This window comes from Legionella nautarum, assembly GCF_001467895.1.
Taxonomy (GTDB): domain Bacteria; phylum Pseudomonadota; class Gammaproteobacteria; order Legionellales; family Legionellaceae; genus Tatlockia; species Tatlockia nautarum.
In genome coordinates, this window is sequence record NZ_LNYO01000001.1 from 102538 (window position 1) to 121137 (window position 18600).

Consider the following 18600-nt stretch of genomic DNA (forward strand, 5'->3'; position numbering starts at 1 on the left):
GTAACATTGGGAAATCGACCCCAAGTTTGATTAACATGGTAGCTTTAAGGATCTTTTGTCTAGCTAATGAATTGATCCCAATGGCTTACCAAACTTGTCCAACTCTACACCTCCTGCAAACGCTTGCCTTCGTCCTTCTTTTGTTATTCCTGACAAGTTGTTTGTTATTATCCTAGGAGTAATGAAAATGAGCAACTCCTCATTTTTAACTACTGTCGTATTATTTCTAAATAATTGCCCTACAACAGGCAACTCTCCTAGGAAAGGTACACGATTGAGCGCTTTGTATTTATCTTGTTTATAAATACCTCCTAAAACAATCGTTTGTCCATCATTTATTAAGACGCTTGTTTGAATTTCCTTTGTTAAAATAGAAGGAACCCCATTAAATATTTTTACAGACGGAAGATCTTGATTGATATGGATATCCATCAAAATCTTACTATCTGGAGTAATTTGTGGTGTCACTTTTAAGCTGAGTACCGCTTTTTTAAATGAAATAGCAGTTGCTCCGCTTAAGGTTGCTTCTTGGTATGGTATTTCCTCTCCTGACTCAATAACAGCTGCTTGTTGGTTGGTTGTTATCAGTCTTGGATTAGCAATTATTTCTCCTTTTCCTTCACTCTCAAGTGCCGAAAGCTCTAAATCAAGCAGTATCCCATTGCCTAATTTAGCTAAAGCAATGCCTACAGATGCTGGTGATGCTGAAAAAGGCACCGCAGCGAGGTCGAGATTTAAACGCTCAGATAGAGGATAATTCTCCTGCGAATCACTCGTTTCCACTATTTGCTTGCTATCTCTTAATCGACCCATTAAGTGATGGGGCCTGGAGATACCAAAGCGGATACCTAAGTCTCTCACAAAATCTTTCGACGCATTAACTATACGAGCTTCAATTAAAACTTGTTTCACTGGTACATCAAGGCGCCTTACAAATTCTCTTACTTTTTCAAGCTGAGACTGAGCATCCTGTATCCAAATCGTATTAGTTCTCGGGTCCACACTTAGGCTCCCGCGTGAGGATAACAGTTTAGCATTTTGATCTCTTAATAAATTAGCAATATCAGTCGCTTTTGCATAGTTAATTTGCAATAACTCTATTCGCAGAGGCACTAAACTACTTAAATCGTTCTCTACACTAAATTCTTTTTTTTCAAACTCGATGATTTCATCAACCGGAGCTATCAGCATCACATTGCCCATTTTCCGTTTAGTTAAAGATCTGGCTGCAAGAATAATGTCCAACGCCTGATCCCAGGGAATATCGTGCAAACGCAAGCTAATATTACCGCCTACTTTATCACTGACTACTATGTTTATTCCAGTAAAATTAGCCATTAATTGCAGAAGAGCTCTTAGCTTAATATTTTGAAAATTCAGAGAGATAGTTTTACCATTAAAAGTTTTTTGTTTAAAAGGCGGCGACTCAACTCTTTCTATTTTATTTTCTTGTTGAACAGCCTTGGTTTTCATTTGATCGAAGCCATTATTCTTGGCAAACAAATGACCACTACTCATAAATAGTACGAGTGCCAAGATAATTTTGTCCAAAATCCACTCCTAAATTGCCCATTTCATCACTTCAATCTATCCAAAATGAAGTGCTTTGACTTGTTTTATCCATCGACCTGCAACAAGAGTTTTCTCTTCCATAAGAAGTGAATCTTCTCTAATCTCGATAACTTTCCAGTTATTTTTTCCTAAATAACCGCCCAAGCCTACGAATGATAATTCTCCATTCGGCCAACTTATAATTGCCCATAAAAAAGAATCCTGTTTCAACATCCCGTTATAGCGAATAGACTCCATAGAAGATGACTGTAATAATTGTTTATCTTTAGAAAAAATAATTTTCGTTTCATGGCGAGGCAATTTTGCTACAAAAGGATCACTGTTAGGATGTTTTTTAGGGTAAAAAAAACGAGGCAACCTTTTAAGCTGAGGAATAGAATCAGCAGGTTGCTGTAACTGATTTTTAATCTTGCTTAAATAAAAACTTAGAGTATCTACAGCCGCATTAGAGCTCGTTAATTTTAATAAAAAACAAAGGCATATCATCCATTTATTCATAATAGTTATTATTTTTGTGTTGATAAATTTTTGCTCTCATTGTCATGCGCAATAAGGATTTTGATTCTTTCTTAATACTATTTTTGTACTCATCAAAAGATAATTTTTTTAGATCAAAATCACAGAATTTTATTAACCGGTTAAACTGCAAAATTCGACTTAAAAATAGTGATAATTGTTGATACTCGCCAATCATTACCATGCTAACCCTAATTTCACTAAGAAAATTCTTCGACTCAACTAATCGAGGAGAAAAAAGCTCCATGACAAGACCAGACTCAGATCCTACTTTTGAGATGTCATTTAATAAATTATAAACCTCATCTTTATTTGTCACTATTTTCAATTTTTCTTTATAACATTTTTTTAAGGATTGAAATTGTTTTTTATAAGAAAGCAAATTGGATTTTCTTTGTTTTCTCTCAAACTCGATTCGCAAATTATTTTCTTCAATCAATAAACTTTTATATTGATATATATCTGATCTTAAAATAAACCAATAGCTTATCCAAACACCAAAGATTAACATGAAAACAAGTAAGCCATACTGCTGTCTCACTGATAATCGGTTGAAGGATTCCCAATTTATTTTGCTATAAATCAATTTATTCATTGGCGAATTTCTTATTAAAATTTGTTTTGAGAATAAAACTAAGGTTAAAAACTTTTTGATTGGAATTTTCAGCCTTTTTAATCTCAATAAGACTCGGTTTTTCCATCCAAGGATTCCGTTTAATATTGCGCATCAAACTGGTTATTTTTTCATTGAATTCAGCAATACCTTGCAAAACCACCTTTTCACCATTTCGCTGCATTCGATTGAGAAAGGCATCCTGAGGAATTAACTTAGTCAACTCATCAAATAGATGAATAATTAAATAACCATCATTTTGTATATTTTGTAAAAAAAATATTCGCTTAATTAATTCTTCTTTCCGTTTTTTGATTTGTTCGATTCTCGTTATTCGCCCATTCACCAAGATAATTTCTTCTTTAAGACGTTGAATCCGATCATTCTGACCCTGAGTTAACGAAGCCATACCACCATGCAGCAATACACAAAGGAGGATAATGAGTAAAAATCCAAGCCCAAGAATGAGAATGAATTTCTTTTTTTCTTCATTACGTTTTATCTGACGCCAGGGTAATAAATTAATTTCAACTAACATGCGATTGCCCTCAAAGCTAAACCTATAGCGACCGAAAAGGATGGGCCAAGCTGGGTAAGTTCTTCTACATTGAGATCCTTAGCGACAATCAATCCATTTAAGGGATTAGCAACTTGAGTGGAGATTTTTACTGCTTCTTGGATGAGTTTAGATAATTGAACTAAATTTGACCTCTCTCCGACCAAATAAATCTGTTCAACATTCTCATGGTGAGAATTTGCAAAGAAAAACTGTAAATTTCGTTTAATATGCAACACGATCAACTCAGACTCCCTATCTAACAGAGTATTTTGCCTAGCGCTTTGAGCTAGAGAAGTCTGTTGAAATACATCAAAGAATTGTTGATTTCCAAATACTTCTTCTTCACGTGTGTAGAGGATCCTTTCATTATTAATGAAACATAAACGGATGAGTTGATAGCCTAGGTCAATAATGCCAATGACTTTATTTTGACTTATTAATCGCCCTATAGCGCGAGCAAGGGCATGCGACTCAAGCTCAACCACTTTGACTTCTACACCCGCATTTCTAATCGCTTTGACAGGCTTATTAATGTTTTCCGCTTTGGAAATGACCAGTAAAATATCAAGCATCCCGGCAAATTCACTACTCGCACCCAATACGGTGAAATCAATACTAATTTCTTCAGAGGAGAAAAGTGATTTATTGGCTTCATGGATTGCCAGCTCTTCGCGTTCAGAATCGTTGAGACTAGCAACAAGTTGAATAGTTTTGCTAATGACCATCGAGTCAGGAAGAGCGATAGCTGCGTATTTGGCGGTTGAATTGATACCCAAGAGCAGTTTTTTGAGCACTGCAGTGAGTTCATCATTTTTCGCAGACTCTTTTATGTTTGATGGGAAAGAGTGATAAGCATAGGCTTCAATACAGGGCTTTGCATCCTGAAGGGAAATTTCAATCACTTTGATTGCTGTTGGACTAAGATCTATACCAAGCACTGTACGAGACTTGGATCGGAATCGTTTAAGCACTTACTACTCCATTTATTGCATGAGTTGGACTATGTTCAAAGCTGAAAAATCTTTTTCCATTCAACTTGTTCAGCGCGGCCATAATACCTGAGTCTTTAATAAAAGGAAATTTTTTTTTGAAGCATTTAATAGTATGAAAATTGCACTAAATAACTTTCAATTACCTATCTGGCTAAGGCTTGCGCTCATCGTATTATTTTAATATAGTGAATGACTTGGAATGTTATTTTTTGTCAGTTCACAATTACAAGGAGTATCTATGTCTGATTTAAAAAGAATGATGAGAGCATTGGCAGTTACCATTATTCGTTATAACGAAGCACAAACTGAAAAAGATCAATCGGCTCTGGCCCGCCTAAAAAAACCTCACGAAGAATTATTAAGCGATCTCCGTGAACTTATTGTAGAAGCAACTAAAAAGTATAATACCAGAACCCCGGTACTTAATTATCTTCTTCATCTCATCCGAAAATTTAAACCTCTAGTAGATCAGGCAACACCACTAAAAGACTCTGATTATCAAGAAATAGAAAATAATTTAGTTGCTTTCATTCTGAATATGCAGAAGTTAAGAGAACTTTCTCATTCGAAACAAATAAAAATTGAGTACGATGGCAATGAAGAGGCAATGTATGGTTTCATACGTGGTGCTTTTCAAAACTACTCTCCTTGCGTTTCTGCAGAAATCATAGAAAAAAATATTTTGACTCCCTTCGAACTTAAATTTGTCACACCAGAATCTGAGGTAAGGGAAGTGATCAAAGGTCTTGTAGATACGCATAAAGCAGAAGTAAAAGAAAGTTATGATTTGCAAGAAGAGATTGCAGAACTTAAAAGGAAAAATAAACAATTAGAGGAAGAAAAGTTATCAGCTGCTGAGGGAAAAGCAAAAGCTCTTGTAGATACACATAAAGAAGAAGTAAAAGAAAGTTATGATTTGCAAAAGCAGATTGCAGCACTTGAAAGGAAAAATAAACAATTAGAGGAAGAAAATAGCGAAATTCCAGCTCTGAAAAAAAAGTTAGCTGCTGCAGAGGGAAAAGCAAAGCGGTTAGAGGAATTAGAAAGGCAAAGACAATCTGAAGAAATCAATAAGCAGTTGGGTTTGTTAGAGCAAGGGAATACCAAGCTTAAGGAAAAACCTGAGGTTCCGCAAAATAAAGCGGATTCTTCAGAATCTTCTAAAAAGTCTGATGACCTATTGAGGCTGCTAGGATCAAGAGAAAGATTACTTCCAGGCGGTACTTCTCCTCTATTACTTGGAGCAAATTTTGGAAACACTCGTCCATTTCCTGGACGATTTTTCCCACTACCTGTTATCAGCCAGAGTTCAACTACCAGCTCGAGCCCGGTTAGTGGATTCCAACTTACTCCTGCTCCTGGTGGAAATGACAGTAGCAGTAATCCCTAAGAGACACTCAAAGCCGGCATTGTGCATGGTTCAATTCCATCTCTACGTCCTGCGACTTGTTCGCGGGATCCAGAGATCTAAGTATGAAAAAAGATCGCCTGGATACCGCGGACAAGCCCTGAATCTTCTACACATCTTGATACAAAGCTTGGTGTACAGTCATGAATTAAGCCAACAACTGGGTTATACCAGCAATAATCCCCATGCTAAATTAGGAGCTGCTAAAACCGCAGTACGTAGGTAGGAGAGAGGAAGCTCTCAAGCTGCAAGGATTCAGAGCATGAAGAAATTTACCTAGCAAATCACCAGAAAAACCTTATTTTCATGAGTTTTCACTATAATTCGCAAAATACTATTAAATAGCGCTATAATCAACAAATTCAATATCTATATCTATAATACTCGTCTCATGAAAAAACCCGCATATTTCTGGCGCAAAGGGATTTGGGCATTGGTTAGCCTTTTCTTTCTTTTTATTGTCTGTCTAAGTTTCCTTTATCTATACCTTGAAAGTCAGCTTCCCAGTGTCGAATCGTTGAAAACAGTTCATTTGCAAGTTCCTTTACGAATCTACACTCAAGACGGCTTACTTATTCAGGAATATGGCGAGAAAAGACGCATACCTGCCACCTATGAAGAAATACCCCCTATGCTGGTTCATGCTCTTTTAGCCACTGAAGATCAGCGATTTTTCGAACATCCAGGTGTAGATATCTTCGGTTTGGGGCGAGCAACAGTGCGTATGATCCAAACCGGTACAAAATCACAAGGTGGTAGTACAATCACCATGCAGGTCGCGCGCAACTTCTTTTTAACACGCAAAAAAACTTTTTTGCGTAAATTCAATGAAATTTTACTCGCTATAAAAATCGATCGCGAATTAAGTAAAGAGAAAATTCTCGAGCTTTATCTTAATAAAATTTATTTAGGAAACCGTGCTTATGGTGTAGGGGCTGCAGCGATGGTTTACTACGGTAAAAGCTTGAAAGAATTAAATCTCGCTGAAATAGCCATGATTGCAGGCTTGCCTCAAGCGCCTTCAACGCAAAACCCTATTGCCAATCCTCTAGCAGCAAAGAAACGTCGAGATCACGTGTTGGAACGGCTACTCGAAGAAAAATTTATCACCGAGAAAGAATATCAGGAGGCAATAAGCCAGCCTATTACAGCAACCTATCATGGTACCAATATACAAGTTAATGCGCCTTATGTGGCAGAAATGATTCGCCAGTCCATGTTCGATCATTTTGGCTCAAAAGCTTATACTAAAGGCTATAAAGTATACACCACGATCAAAGGCCCTCTACAAACGGCTGCCAATCAGGTTGTTACGAATAATCTCCTCGCTTACGATCGTCGTCATGGCTATAGAGGTCCTATTGCTAATATCAGCGGCGTTGATGGTCAATCCACTGAATCATTACATAAGATTCTTGCTCAATATCCAATTATTAATGATCTTGAGCCAGTTGTTATTTTATCCGTCGGCGAAAAAGAAGCCTCCGCGGCGACTCGTTATGGATTAAAATTCACCATTCCCTGGGAGGGATTATCTTGGGCAAGACCTGCGCTTAAAAACGGTTGGATGGGTAAAGCGCCTAGCAAAGCAAGTCAAGTCGTTAAAGTCGGGGATGTTGTCTATGCGCGCAATCAAAATAATATCTGGCAATTATCCCAAGTGCCCCAGGTGGAAGCAGCGCTTGTTGCTTTAAATCCAAATAATGGCGCATTGGAAGCGTTAGTCGGTGGATTTAATTTCCAAAAAAGTAAATTTAACCGTGCAACGCAATCAGAAAGACAACCTGGTTCAAGTTTTAAACCTTTCATTTATGCTGCAGCTTTGAATAAAGGCTATACCCTAGCCACACTTGTCAATGATGCCCCTGTCGTTGTTGATGATCCCAGTCAAGCCAATTTATGGCGCCCACATAACGATAATCTGACCTTTAACGGTCCAACTCGACTCAAGGATGCTTTAGTCCGCTCACGCAATTTAGTGTCTATTCGTGTTTTGGATGATATCGGTTTTGATTATGCTATCGATTTCATTAGTCGTTTTGGTTTCCGTAAATCGAGCTTACCCAGAGCCTTATCTTTAGCATTAGGGAGCCTTTCAGTCAGCCCCATGGATTTAACTACTGCCTACGCTGTTTTTGCCAATGGAGGGTATAAAGTGGAACCCTTCTTGATTGATCATATTACAGATAATGACGGCAAAATTCTTTTACAAGCTAAACCGACGGTTGTTTGTAAAAATTGTGATCCAACTAAAGTGGATCCCTCTACTTTAGCACCGCGCGTCATTCCAGAAGACGTTGCCTTTTTGATGAACTCTGCTTTAAAAGATGTTATTCAACATGGTACAGCTCACGCTGCGAAAGTGCTCAATCGTCAAGATCTTGCTGGTAAAACCGGAACGACTAATGATCAGGTCGATGCATGGTTTGCTGGCTTTAATTCAGAAATTGTAGTTACTACTTGGGTTGGTTTTGATACTCCGCAATCCTTACATGAATACGCTGCTAAGCTTGCTCTACCTCTATGGATAGACTTTATGAAAATAGCCTTAGCGAATACTTCTGAGCAGGAATTAACTCAACCGCAAAATGTAATTTCTGTTCGCATTGATCCAACCACGGGTTTGCTTGCTAAAAATAATCAAGCGAATGCGATCCTTGAATACTTCCGAGAGCAGGACATTCCAGGTTCTGAGGAATCTAATTCATCAACCTCGGTTTATAGTGATCCCACTGTCACTGCGGATAATTCAACGGTTCAAGCTTCCGCTGATACGCAAGCACAAGAGCAGGAAAATTTGTTTTAGATTATTGTTGAATGTCGAGCCTTGGCCCGACTTTTGTCAACCCATTAATCTTATTCTAATTTTCCTTTTTATAAGTAATAATAGGCGCTCTTTATTCTAGTCAAGGATCTGAATGTCACACTCCCAATACCGACCAGACATTGATGGTCTTCGCGCTATTGCGGTCCTCTCTGTGGTTTGTTTTCATGCCTTTCCCACTTTACTCAAGGGAGGCTTTGTCGGTGTTGATATTTTCTTTGTTATTTCAGGATTTTTAATTAGCAAAATCATTTTAGAAAATTTGGCTAATAACAGTTTTAGTTTCGTAGATTTTTACTCGCGCCGTATTAAACGTATTTTTCCTGCACTGATTTTTGTATTAATCAGCTGTTATATATTCGGTTGGTTTATGCTTCTTGGCGATGAATATAAGCAACTTGGTAAGCATATGGCTTCTTGTGCGGGATTTATCTCTAACTTTACCTTCTGGGGCGAAGCTGGTTATTTCGATAATGTTGCAGAAACAAAACCTTTTTTACATTTATGGTCTTTAGCTATCGAAGAACAATTCTATATTATTTGGCCACTTTTACTTTGGTTAGCTTATAAAAGAAAATCCAATCTTTTAATACTCACTCTCATTATTATTTCAATCTCATTTGGATTTAATGTTGCCAATGTTCATCGCCATCGAATTGAAGTATTTTACTCGCCTATTAGCCGTTTTTGGGAGTTATTGACTGGTGCCTTGCTAGCCTACCTAAGCCTTAACCCAATTAAATGGACTGCCATTCTGAAATTTCGTTTCCATGATAAAAATCGACATCTTATTTTAGCTCATGAACAAAAAACCTTAGCTCATTATCAATCCTTATTCGGCTTTATTTTAATTAGCTTAGCCCTTCTCTTAATTGATAAAAGAAAGAATTTTCCCGGATGGTGGGCTTTGTTACCTTGCATAGGTAGTTTTCATATTATTGCTGCCGGTCCTCAGGCTTGGTTAAACCGAATTATTCTTTCTAATCCTATAATGAGATGGCTCGGTTTAATTAGTTATCCACTTTATCTATGGCACTGGCCTTTGTTGTCCTTTGGACATATTTTTTTAGGTGAGCTAATTCCAACTAAAATCAGCTTAATTTTAATAGCATTTAGCATCGTTTTTGCTTGGCTTACTTATCAATTTATTGAAAAACCACTGCGCTTTAGTCGACAAAGCAAAGTTAAAGTTGGGTTAGTTTTTACTATTTTTTTGATAGGTTTCCTTGGTTATCAAACCGATAAATATGATGGTTTTCTTTTTCGTTTAAAAGATCGCGGCGAGTATGCAGATTTTTTTGAAAATTCTTATCCGAGGTTAAAATACATCGCTCAAAATAAAATAGGCCAAAAATACAGAAACGAATGCAACTTCTATGATGTTGACGCTTATGAGCATGAACATGCCACGATGGTACCTATGCCCTCAATTGCAAAGAGCTGCCAAACAGCAAAAACGGAGTTATCTATCTTTCTCTGGGGCGACTCTCATGCCCAACATCTCTATTATGGCTTAGCCAAAACTCTGCCTAATGATATTTCCATTCTGCAAGTAGCAAGTTCTGCTTGTCAGCCGGCATGGGTGGATAGACCGCTCAGTAAAAACGATAATTACTGTATCGTATCCAACAAAGTTGCTCTCGACACCGTTAGAAAACAGCATCCACAAATTGTCATTTTCGCTCAGGCTACAAACCATGAAAATAACGCTGATTTGGACAAACTAATTATGGGGTTAAAGAACACAGGTATTGAAAATATTTTTGTTTTAGGCCCAGTTCCGCAGTGGAATATTGCCTTGCATAAATTGGTTCTCAATAAATATTGGCATTACGTTCCTAAACGGATTACTCAAGACAATATTAGACCAGATGTTTTATCCACTGAGTGGACTATGAAGAAGAAATACATGAATGCTGCTAATGGCATACACTATGTTTCATTATGGGATTTTTTCTGCAATAGAAAAGGTTGTATCTCTTATGTTAATGGTAATAAACGTGAAGGTTTAGTGACTTGGGATATCGCCCATCTTTCACCTCTCGCTTCGCTTTTCTTGGCCAAAGGCTTACTACAACCTTTGATTTTATCTAAATTGCAGCCTTATAGAGAGCAGATAGCTGCTCGAGCTCAGCCTAAGACCTTACAAAAAGCGTAGGTTGGGCCGGCCAAGACCCAACCTACGCTATGCTAGCAACAATAAGGAACTAACTCACCAAAGCATCCGTCGCTGCAACGTATTCATAGCCTAAATCGCGAGCCACTGCTTCATAAGTAATCATGCCTTTGTGAACATTCAAGCCATTCAATAAATGTCCGTCGCTTAATAAAGCTAGTTTAACGCCTTTAGTAACCAAACTCATCACAAAAGGCAGAGTTGCATTATTGAGTGCGAAGGTTGAAGTGCGTGGAACAGCACCGGGCATATTAGCGACGCAATAATGCACTACATTATCCACCACATAAGTCGGCTCTTGATGCGTGGTTGGCTTACTCGTTTCAAAGCAACCGCCCTGATCGATGGCGACATCAACTACCACAGAGCCTGGACGCATTGTTTTTAACATATCACGCGTAACTAATTTGGGAGCTGCTGCACCCGGAACAAGTACTGCTCCGATGACTAAATCAGCCTCAGCCACATATTGCTCTAAAGCCTCAACCGTTGCATAAATTGTATTGAGCTTTGAGCCGAACTGAAAATCAAGCTCTCGCAAGCGACATAAGGATTTGTCCAAGACAGTAACACGAGCTTCCATACCCATCGCCATACGCACAGCGTTAGTTCCCACTACACCGCCGCCAATTACCACGACATTTGCAGGTGCAACACCGGGAACGCCGCCTAATAAAACCCCAGAGCCGCCCTGTGCCATCTCCAAGCAATGTGCTCCAGCTTGAATAGACATCCGTCCAGCAACCTGTGACATTGGTGTTAGCAAGGGTAATCCACCATCATTTTGGGTTACAGTTTCGTAAGCAATTGCTGTTGCTCCAGATTCTTTGAGGAGACGAGTTTGTTGGGGATCTGGCGCTAAGTGCAAATAGGTAAATAGCGTTTGTCCTTCCCTTAAACGTCGACATTCAATGGGTTGTGGTTCTTTGACTTTAACAATAAGTTCAGCGCGCTCAAAAATTTCATCAGGCGTCGCAACTATTTCAGCTCCTGCCGCGCTGTAATGGTCATCGCTAATACCAATTCCCAAGCCTGCCCCCTTCTCTACTAAAACTGTAGAGCCGACGCGTACTATTTCTCTAACACTTGCAGGTACAAGCCCAACGCGATTTTCCTGCGATTTTATTTCCTTTGGAACTCCAACAAACATAATTTATTCCTCTTATTGTTAGCCTAATGTTTCTTAATTTTCCTTTATTTGCTTAATCATTTTCGGAATCAATTCAAACAAATCACCAACCAAGCCATAAGTAGCAATTTGAAAAATTGGCGCCTCAGCATCCTTGTTAATCGCTACGATAACTTTTGAATCTTTCATGCCTGCCAAATGTTGTATTGCTCCAGAAATACCAACAGCAATGTACAAAGCAGGAGCGACTACTTTTCCAGTCTGGCCAACCTGGAAATCATTCGGAACAAAACCAGCATCAACTGCAGCCCTTGATGCGCCGACTGCGGCACCCAAAGCATCAGCAAGTTCTTCGATTAACTTAAATTTCTCTGCGGATTGCAAACCACGCCCACCGGAAACAACAATTTTAGCACTACTCAAATCAGGACGCTCTGAACGGCTTAGTTCGTGCTTAATGAAATGCGTATTCTTTTCTTCAATTGGTTTATCAATCTGATCAATAGAACAAGGACTTTGTGTTTCATTGATAGCATCAAACGCGGTTGTGCGAATTGTTAAGACTTTAATCGGATCCAAAACTCGAACGGTTTCGATCGCATTACCTGCGTAGATTGGGTGCTCAAAGCTGTTATGATCAATGATCCGGCTCACATCCGAAACTTGTGTGACATCTAATTTTGCAGCAACACGAGGTAATAAATTTTTACCAAAAGTAGAGGCAGGAGCAAGAATTGCCGAAAATGAAGAGGCCATTGAAACAACTAATTCACTCACATTTTCTGCAAGCTGATGAGCATAGCAAGGATTATCAACTAACCACACTGCATGCACGCCAGCCATAGCCGCGGCTTGCTGAGCGACTTTTTGACAATCATAACCTACGACAAGTAAGACTGGATTTTTATCTAATTGCAGTGCAGCTGCAAAAGTATTACGTGTTGCTGCATGCATTTGTTGGTTATCGTGTTCAACGATGACTAAAGTGCTCATAATGTCCTCCTGATTAAAGCACCTTGGCTTCTTCTTTTAATTTTTTCAGTAGTTCTTCCACTGAATCCACTTTTATTCCTCCACTACGAGTTGGAGGCGCTGTTACTGCAAGAATTTCGATATGTTTTTTGAGATCTAAACCCAGTGTTTCTAAATCAAGCACTGATAAAGGTTTAGACTTTGCTTTCATAATGTTGGGTAAACTAGCATAGCGCGGTTCATTTAAGCGAAGATCAACGGAGATTACTGCCGGTAAAGTCATTTCGAGCGTTTCCAAACCGCCATCTATTTCACGGGTTGTTTTTATAGAACGTCCATCGATATTCAATTCAGAGATAAAGGTTGCTTGAGGCCAATTCAATAGTGCTGCTAGCATTTGCGGAGTTTGGTTGTTATCACCATCAATCGCTTGCTTGCCCATTAAAATCAAATCAGGTTGCTCATCAACAGCAATTTTTTGCAAGATTTTTGCAATATTAAGACTACAAAGATCATTGTCGGTTTTGACGAGGATTGCCCGATTTGCTCCCAAAGCCAGAGCCTGTCTCAACGTTTCTTGGCTGGCATCAGAGCCTATTGTTACAGCGATGACTTCTGTTGCAATTTTTTGTTCCAGCAAGCGGATTGCTTGCTCCATTGCAATTTCGTCAAAAGGATTCATTGACATTTTGACGTTTTGCTTTTCCACCCCCGTACCATCTGCCTTAACTCGCACTTTGACGTAGGGGTCTACTACTCGCTTCACTGCAACTAGAATTTTCATAGTTCCTCACTGGAATTTCAAATCAGTCCCGCATATTGCCAGAGATGGTAGCTTCAGTTCAACAGGATGAATGAAAAACCACCGATCTCGGGATAAAAAAATTTTAAAGCTCACTCGTCTAAGCTGCGTAAATAATCCCTAAAAGCCTGCCCTACTTCAGAATGATACATTCCAAACTCCACCGTAGCCTGCAAATAACCTAATTTCGATCCGCAATCATAACGTTTTCCCAGGAATTGGTAGGCATAGACTTTTTGTTGATTGACTAAATGCTTGATGCCGTCGGTTAACTGAGTTTCGCCTCGAGAATCAGGGGTTGTTTGCCTAAGACAGCTAAAAATCTCTGGGGTAAAAATATACCTGCCGACGGCTGCGAGATTTGAAGGTGCTAACTCTCTTTGTGGCTTTTCAACCATATCAAGAATGACCGCGTGGTTCTCCGATGCGCCAGCGACTCGTACAATTCCATAGTGACTCACCTCATTCCAAGGAACAGGTTGAACTGCCACAATGGAGTGCTGCTCTTGCTTGAAAAGCTCTGTCATCATCGATAGGCAAGGTAATTTTGAATCATCAATAAGATCATCCGCTAATAAAACGGCAAAGGGATCATGACCTATGACATGCTCGGCGCAAAGAACCGCATGACCTAGACCTAAAGGTTGATTTTGTCTCACGTATGAAAATTGAATCCCAGGTGGTGAAACAGATCTTACCAATTCAAGTAATTGCTCCTTCCCTCGTTCTTGCAACCGTATTTCTAGCTCGAAATGATTATCGAAATGATCTTCTATTGCTCGTTTGCTTGAGCTGGTGATAAAAATCACATGGCTAATACCCGCCCTAACGGCTTCTTCTACGGCATATTGAATCAAGGGCTTGTCGACAATCGGCAGCATTTCCTTTGGATTTGCTTTGGTTGCGGGTAAAAAACGGGAACCTACTCCAGCAACCGGAAAAACAGCTTTCTTTACTTGCATCGTCAATAAACTCCTTTGCTCAAGATGTGGTACATATATTTTTCCACAAGACCATCTAAGATTCTTCGCAATAGCTCAGTTCTTCTAAACGCGTCACAATGGGTGGACGACCTACAGAATAATAACACGCTAATTGCGACGCAATCACCTTGGATAACTCAAAACAATTTCGACCATCAAAGAGCGGTGCGTTTCCTAACTTTGTTTTTAGAACCTGAAGATTATAATTTTTAAATTGCGGCCATTCAGTCGCAATCACTAAAGCTTGTAAGGGTTGAGCAAAAACCGCCTCCAGTGAGTCGCAGCAACTAATCGCAGCCTTATCTACTAATAATTGCTGCGCGGCAGGCATCGCTACAGGATCAAAAATGCGAAGGTTAACGCCGCTTTTTAATAAGGCATTAATAGTCACTAGGCTACTGGCTTCGCGCAAATCATCGGTTCCAGGTTTAAATGATAGGCCCCAAATACCTATCGTTAATCCATTTAATTTTTGCTTAAAATGCTTCGATATTTGCTCAAAAATCCAGTTTTTTTGTAAGCAATTGATTGTTTCTATTGCGTCCAATAAATTAGTATTCACATCCACTGCTTTAGCAGTATGAATCAAAGCACGCACATCTTTAGGAAAGCAAGACCCGCCATAACCAATACCTGCCTGTAAAAAATGAGGACCTATGCGATGATCCATGCCTATTCCTTGACGTATTTCATCGATATTCGCTCCCAACTTATCCGCAAGTTGGCTGATTTGATTGATAAAACTGATACGGCAGGCCAACATGGCATTTGCTGAATATTTAGTGAGTTCTGCAGAGCGTCGACTCATGGCTAAAACAGGAATACCCTGGTCGCTAAGAGGCTGATAAATGGATTTTAAAACTCTAAGAGTCTGCGGCTCTCCGCCGATAATTACCCGATCTGCATTTAGAAAATCCTGAACAGCCGTTCCTTCTCTTAAAAATTCAGGGTTAGAAGCGACTGAGATTTGCAATGCCTTATCATAACTAGCCAACTCTTTAAGAATATGGTCTTGAATTGCATCAGAGGTACCCACAGGAACAGTGGATTTAATCACTACGAGACAGTCTTGATTGACCTCTTTAGCAATTTGCGAAGCCACTGCATAGACCTGCGATAAATCAGCGTTGCCATCTGCTAAGCTTGGTGTGCCCGTAGCAATAATATGTACTTCTGCTTGTTTTATAGCCGATGATAAATCAGTAGTAAAATGAAGCTGCTTTCTAGCAAGTTGCTCCTGCAATAACTCAGGCAGTTTCTGCTCATAAAACGGGCACTGCCCCTGCAAAAGTAGAGCAATGCGCTGTTCATTAATATCAGCACAGATAACCAAATGCTCAAGTTTAGCAAGGCAGGCAGCAGACACTAAACCCACATATCCAGCGCCATAAACTGCGATAATCATGTTTATCCCTAAAATAAATCTGTGCATTATCAGCAAAATAGATAAAAATGACAATTCTGTATTACTTATCGGTAGATGAAAGAGTTGAATAAACATTCTATTGAAGAGCAAGATTGGTTGAAACAACCGGCACTTGTTTTATTTTTATTCGCTATCCTTGTTCTTTTATTGCGTATTTTTTTGCGCGGGCAGCTTTTAGAAATTGACGAGGCCGAACAAATCGTCATGGCTCAACGACTCAGCCTTGGTTACCCTGATCAGCCTCCTCTTTACTCTTGGCTGCAATATTTTATTTTTCAGTTGTTTGGCCGACATTTAGTGAGTCTTGCTGTATTAAAATCCCTGCTGCTCTTTGCCTGCCTTTATAGTTTTCATCAAATTTGTCGCCTTTACTGCCAGTCTAGATCATTAGCCTGGTGTGCAACGCTAAGCTGGGTCTTTATTCCTTCAATCAGTTTAGATTTAATAAAAGACAATACCCATTCTGTTTTAGCTTTATTTGCAGCTTGTGTTTCCTGGTACTGGTTTGTTGCGCCCTCGCGTTTGAAAAAAACAGCTTGGTATGCCATTTTCGGTTTGTTCATAGGCATTGGCCTTCTTTCTAAATTTAATTATCTCATCTTTCTTGGTTTGCTCTTTGCTAGTGCAATTTCTTTGAGCACTTATCGCGCCAAACTATTTAACTGGCATTTACTCATTACCCTGTTTATCGCCGCTATTATTGCTAGCCCTTATTTTTTCTGGCTTTCGCACTATCCTAATCTTGCCTTTCGTAGTGCTTATAAACTGACGAATGAAACTAGGCAAATTCATGGCTTCATCGATTTAATCAAAGGTTGCCTCATTTTTGTGGTACCTAATATCATTATTTCAGGACTTTTCTTCTCAAATTGGCGAAACAGCGCCCCGATAAATCCCTTGAACTCCTTGCTTAGTCGTTATCATTTTATGAGCATCCCTCTGCTGATCGCCCTAGTTTTCTTTGGTGGTCTGAGTAATTTTGAAACTCGCTGGCTGATACCTATTCTTTTTCTATCTCCGCTTTTGATGTTTAATCGCGTGAAATTGCTGGGAGAATTAAAACCAAGAGTGAGCTACTTTTTAATTTTGGCTTTAGTGACACAGTGTCTTTTCTTTATAATTTTAATCTACAGAGGCCATAATGAACAAAGAATTCAGCAGCGTTTACTACTCAACCAAATGATGCAGGCTATCAAAACAACAGCTCGACCTACGGAATACCTTGTTGCCGACTCACTATGGCTTTTAGGCAATTTCATGCTATTACGGCCTGAGGAAAGTGGCTGGCTATTACATCCATCTACTTATCCGAGATTACCACGTGGTCATTCTTTGCTGATTTGGCACACAGCAGAAAGACCCATTTGGGTTGATTTTTTTGCAGGAATGCAGCCAGAAGTTAGCGGTATCACCTTAATTAAAGACTCTCAGAGCCAGAAGGTCGTTGCTGGTTATGCCTATTCTGCAGTGAAATAAAAGCTAATGCGTCAATCTCGTTTTTAGCATGAATTTAAGTTAATACTCATTATGCCTAAATTGTCATCCCTGTATGGGAGCTATTACTAAATATCAGCATAGAGGGCCTCAGCTATTGCTTGCTAAACTATGCCGTCTTAATTTCGCAAGTCGGGATGAGCGCTCGCGATGAATCAAATACAAATTGCGGGCATAAATCAGTACACCCGTGGATTGCCCTAAAATAAACACCGGGTCGCGTTTATAAATCGAATAAAGCAGTAAAGTGAGGCCGCCAAATAAGCTTAGATACCAAAAAGCGACAGGGATAATACTTTTCTTCTCCCTCTCAGAAACTAGCCACTGTACAATAAAACGTGCAGAAAATATTCCTTGCCCAATAAAGCCGATAGTAAGCCAAAAATAATTAATGTTCATAACTTCTCACCTCTGGGGAACAAGGGCGCTTTAGTAACCAGCGAACGCCGATTAAATCGTGTATGCCAACGAACAGGCGATTCATCACGCCATATTTAGAAACTCCATGCCATCGAGGTCGATGGTTGACTGGTAAATTCACTAATTTAAATCCCGCTCTCTTGAATAAAGCAGGTAAAAATCGATGTAAATGATTGAAATGGGGCAAAGCTAAAAAAGCATCGCGTGGAAATAATTTTAAACTACAACCGGTATCCCTGCATTCATCATTTAATAAACGGCGCCTGACTTCATTGCCAACAAAAGAAGAAAATTTACGCAGACCATTATCATCCCTTTTTTTACGATTCCCTAAAACCACGGTCTGAGAATCTTGTAATTGCTCAAATAACTGTGGAATGTCAGCCGGATCATTTTGACCATCACCATCCAAGGTCACTAATACTGAATAAACTGCCGCTTGAGCGCCACTTAATAGGGCCGCGCTTTGTCCATAATTTCGTTTATGAAATACTGCACGAACATTGCTGTATTTTTGAGTTAAACTTTTTAACCGATTAATAGAGCCATCAGTACTACCATCATCAACAAAGATAATCTCGTAAATAAATTGTTCTGAAGGAAGAGCCATGACGATTTCTTGATGTAATAATTCAACATTATCCACTTCGTTATAAACTGGGATGATGATTGAGACTTCTTTCCGCTGAATAGAATCCATGTTAAAAAAATCCA

Annotated in this window: 15 protein-coding genes and 1 pseudogene; 4 read left to right on the forward strand and 12 right to left on the reverse strand. The window is 39.2% G+C overall.

Going from position 1 to position 18600, the window contains the following annotated elements:
• Window positions 1–63: 63 nt before the first annotated feature.
• From Lnau_RS00445 to pilM, 5 genes and pseudogenes are all read right to left on the reverse strand, one after another.
• Window positions 64–1404, reverse strand: a pseudogene (locus Lnau_RS00445) (type IV pilus secretin PilQ); the annotation flags it as partial.
• Between the two features lie 183 nt (window positions 1405–1587).
• Window positions 1588–2070, reverse strand: a complete 483-nt coding sequence (locus tag Lnau_RS00450) for a pilus assembly protein PilP (RefSeq protein WP_058503179.1) — start codon at window positions 2068–2070, stop codon at window positions 1588–1590.
• A complete protein-coding gene (locus tag Lnau_RS00455; protein ID WP_058503180.1) occupies window positions 2063–2683 on the reverse strand; it encodes a type IV pilus inner membrane component PilO in 621 nt (206 codons plus the stop codon). The genes Lnau_RS00450 and Lnau_RS00455 overlap by 8 nt, the downstream gene beginning before the upstream one ends.
• Window positions 2676–3239 (reverse strand): PilN domain-containing protein, encoded by a 564-nt coding sequence (locus Lnau_RS00460; protein WP_058503181.1) that lies wholly within the window; start codon window positions 3237–3239, stop codon window positions 2676–2678. The genes Lnau_RS00455 and Lnau_RS00460 overlap by 8 nt, the downstream gene beginning before the upstream one ends.
• Window positions 3233–4231 (reverse strand): type IV pilus biogenesis protein PilM, encoded by a 999-nt coding sequence (pilM, locus tag Lnau_RS00465; protein WP_058503182.1) that lies wholly within the window; start codon window positions 4229–4231, stop codon window positions 3233–3235. The genes Lnau_RS00460 and pilM overlap by 7 nt, the downstream gene beginning before the upstream one ends.
• A gap of 259 nt (window positions 4232–4490) precedes the next feature.
• Between pilM and Lnau_RS00470 the strand changes: the two genes are divergently transcribed.
• From Lnau_RS00470 to Lnau_RS00480, 3 genes are all read left to right on the forward strand, one after another.
• Complete coding sequence (locus Lnau_RS00470) at window positions 4491–5642, forward strand: hypothetical protein (protein ID WP_058503183.1); 1152 nt, start codon at window positions 4491–4493, stop codon at window positions 5640–5642.
• A gap of 409 nt (window positions 5643–6051) precedes the next feature.
• Entirely contained in the window at window positions 6052–8466 is a 2415-nt protein-coding gene (locus tag Lnau_RS00475; protein ID WP_058503184.1) for a penicillin-binding protein 1A, read from the forward strand.
• 112 nt (window positions 8467–8578) lie between these two features.
• Entirely contained in the window at window positions 8579–10642 is a 2064-nt protein-coding gene (locus Lnau_RS00480; RefSeq protein ID WP_058503185.1) for an acyltransferase family protein, read from the forward strand.
• A 49-nt stretch (window positions 10643–10691) separates the two neighbouring features.
• On the opposite strand, the gene ald is transcribed toward Lnau_RS00480, so the two are convergent.
• From ald to Lnau_RS00505, 5 genes are all read right to left on the reverse strand, one after another.
• Complete coding sequence (ald, locus tag Lnau_RS00485; RefSeq protein ID WP_058503186.1) at window positions 10692–11810, reverse strand: alanine dehydrogenase; 1119 nt, start codon at window positions 11808–11810, stop codon at window positions 10692–10694.
• A 33-nt stretch (window positions 11811–11843) separates the two neighbouring features.
• Complete coding sequence (locus Lnau_RS00490) at window positions 11844–12782, reverse strand: electron transfer flavoprotein subunit alpha/FixB family protein (protein WP_058503187.1); 939 nt, start codon at window positions 12780–12782, stop codon at window positions 11844–11846.
• A gap of 13 nt (window positions 12783–12795) precedes the next feature.
• Entirely contained in the window at window positions 12796–13545 is a 750-nt protein-coding gene (locus Lnau_RS00495; RefSeq protein ID WP_058503188.1) for an electron transfer flavoprotein subunit beta/FixA family protein, read from the reverse strand.
• Window positions 13546–13655: 110 nt separating this feature from the next.
• Window positions 13656–14525, reverse strand: coding sequence for a UTP--glucose-1-phosphate uridylyltransferase GalU (gene galU / locus Lnau_RS00500; protein ID WP_058503189.1), 870 nt, complete (start codon window positions 14523–14525; stop codon window positions 13656–13658).
• Window positions 14526–14580: 55 nt separating this feature from the next.
• On the reverse strand, window positions 14581–15951 hold the full coding sequence (locus Lnau_RS00505) for a UDP-glucose dehydrogenase family protein (RefSeq protein WP_058503190.1): 1371 nt from the start codon (window positions 15949–15951) through the stop codon (window positions 14581–14583).
• 84 nt (window positions 15952–16035) lie between these two features.
• Between Lnau_RS00505 and Lnau_RS00510 the strand changes: the two genes are divergently transcribed.
• Window positions 16036–17448, forward strand: coding sequence for an ArnT family glycosyltransferase (locus tag Lnau_RS00510; RefSeq protein ID WP_238585893.1), 1413 nt, complete (start codon window positions 16036–16038; stop codon window positions 17446–17448).
• A gap of 108 nt (window positions 17449–17556) precedes the next feature.
• On the opposite strand, the gene Lnau_RS00515 is transcribed toward Lnau_RS00510, so the two are convergent.
• Complete coding sequence (locus tag Lnau_RS00515) at window positions 17557–17865, reverse strand: lipid-A-disaccharide synthase N-terminal domain-containing protein (RefSeq protein WP_058503192.1); 309 nt, start codon at window positions 17863–17865, stop codon at window positions 17557–17559.
• Window positions 17855–18586 (reverse strand): glycosyltransferase family 2 protein, encoded by a 732-nt coding sequence (locus tag Lnau_RS00520; RefSeq protein ID WP_058503193.1) that lies wholly within the window; start codon window positions 18584–18586, stop codon window positions 17855–17857. Before Lnau_RS00520 ends, Lnau_RS00515 begins: the two co-directional genes overlap by 11 nt.
• Window positions 18587–18600: the final 14 nt, after the last annotated feature.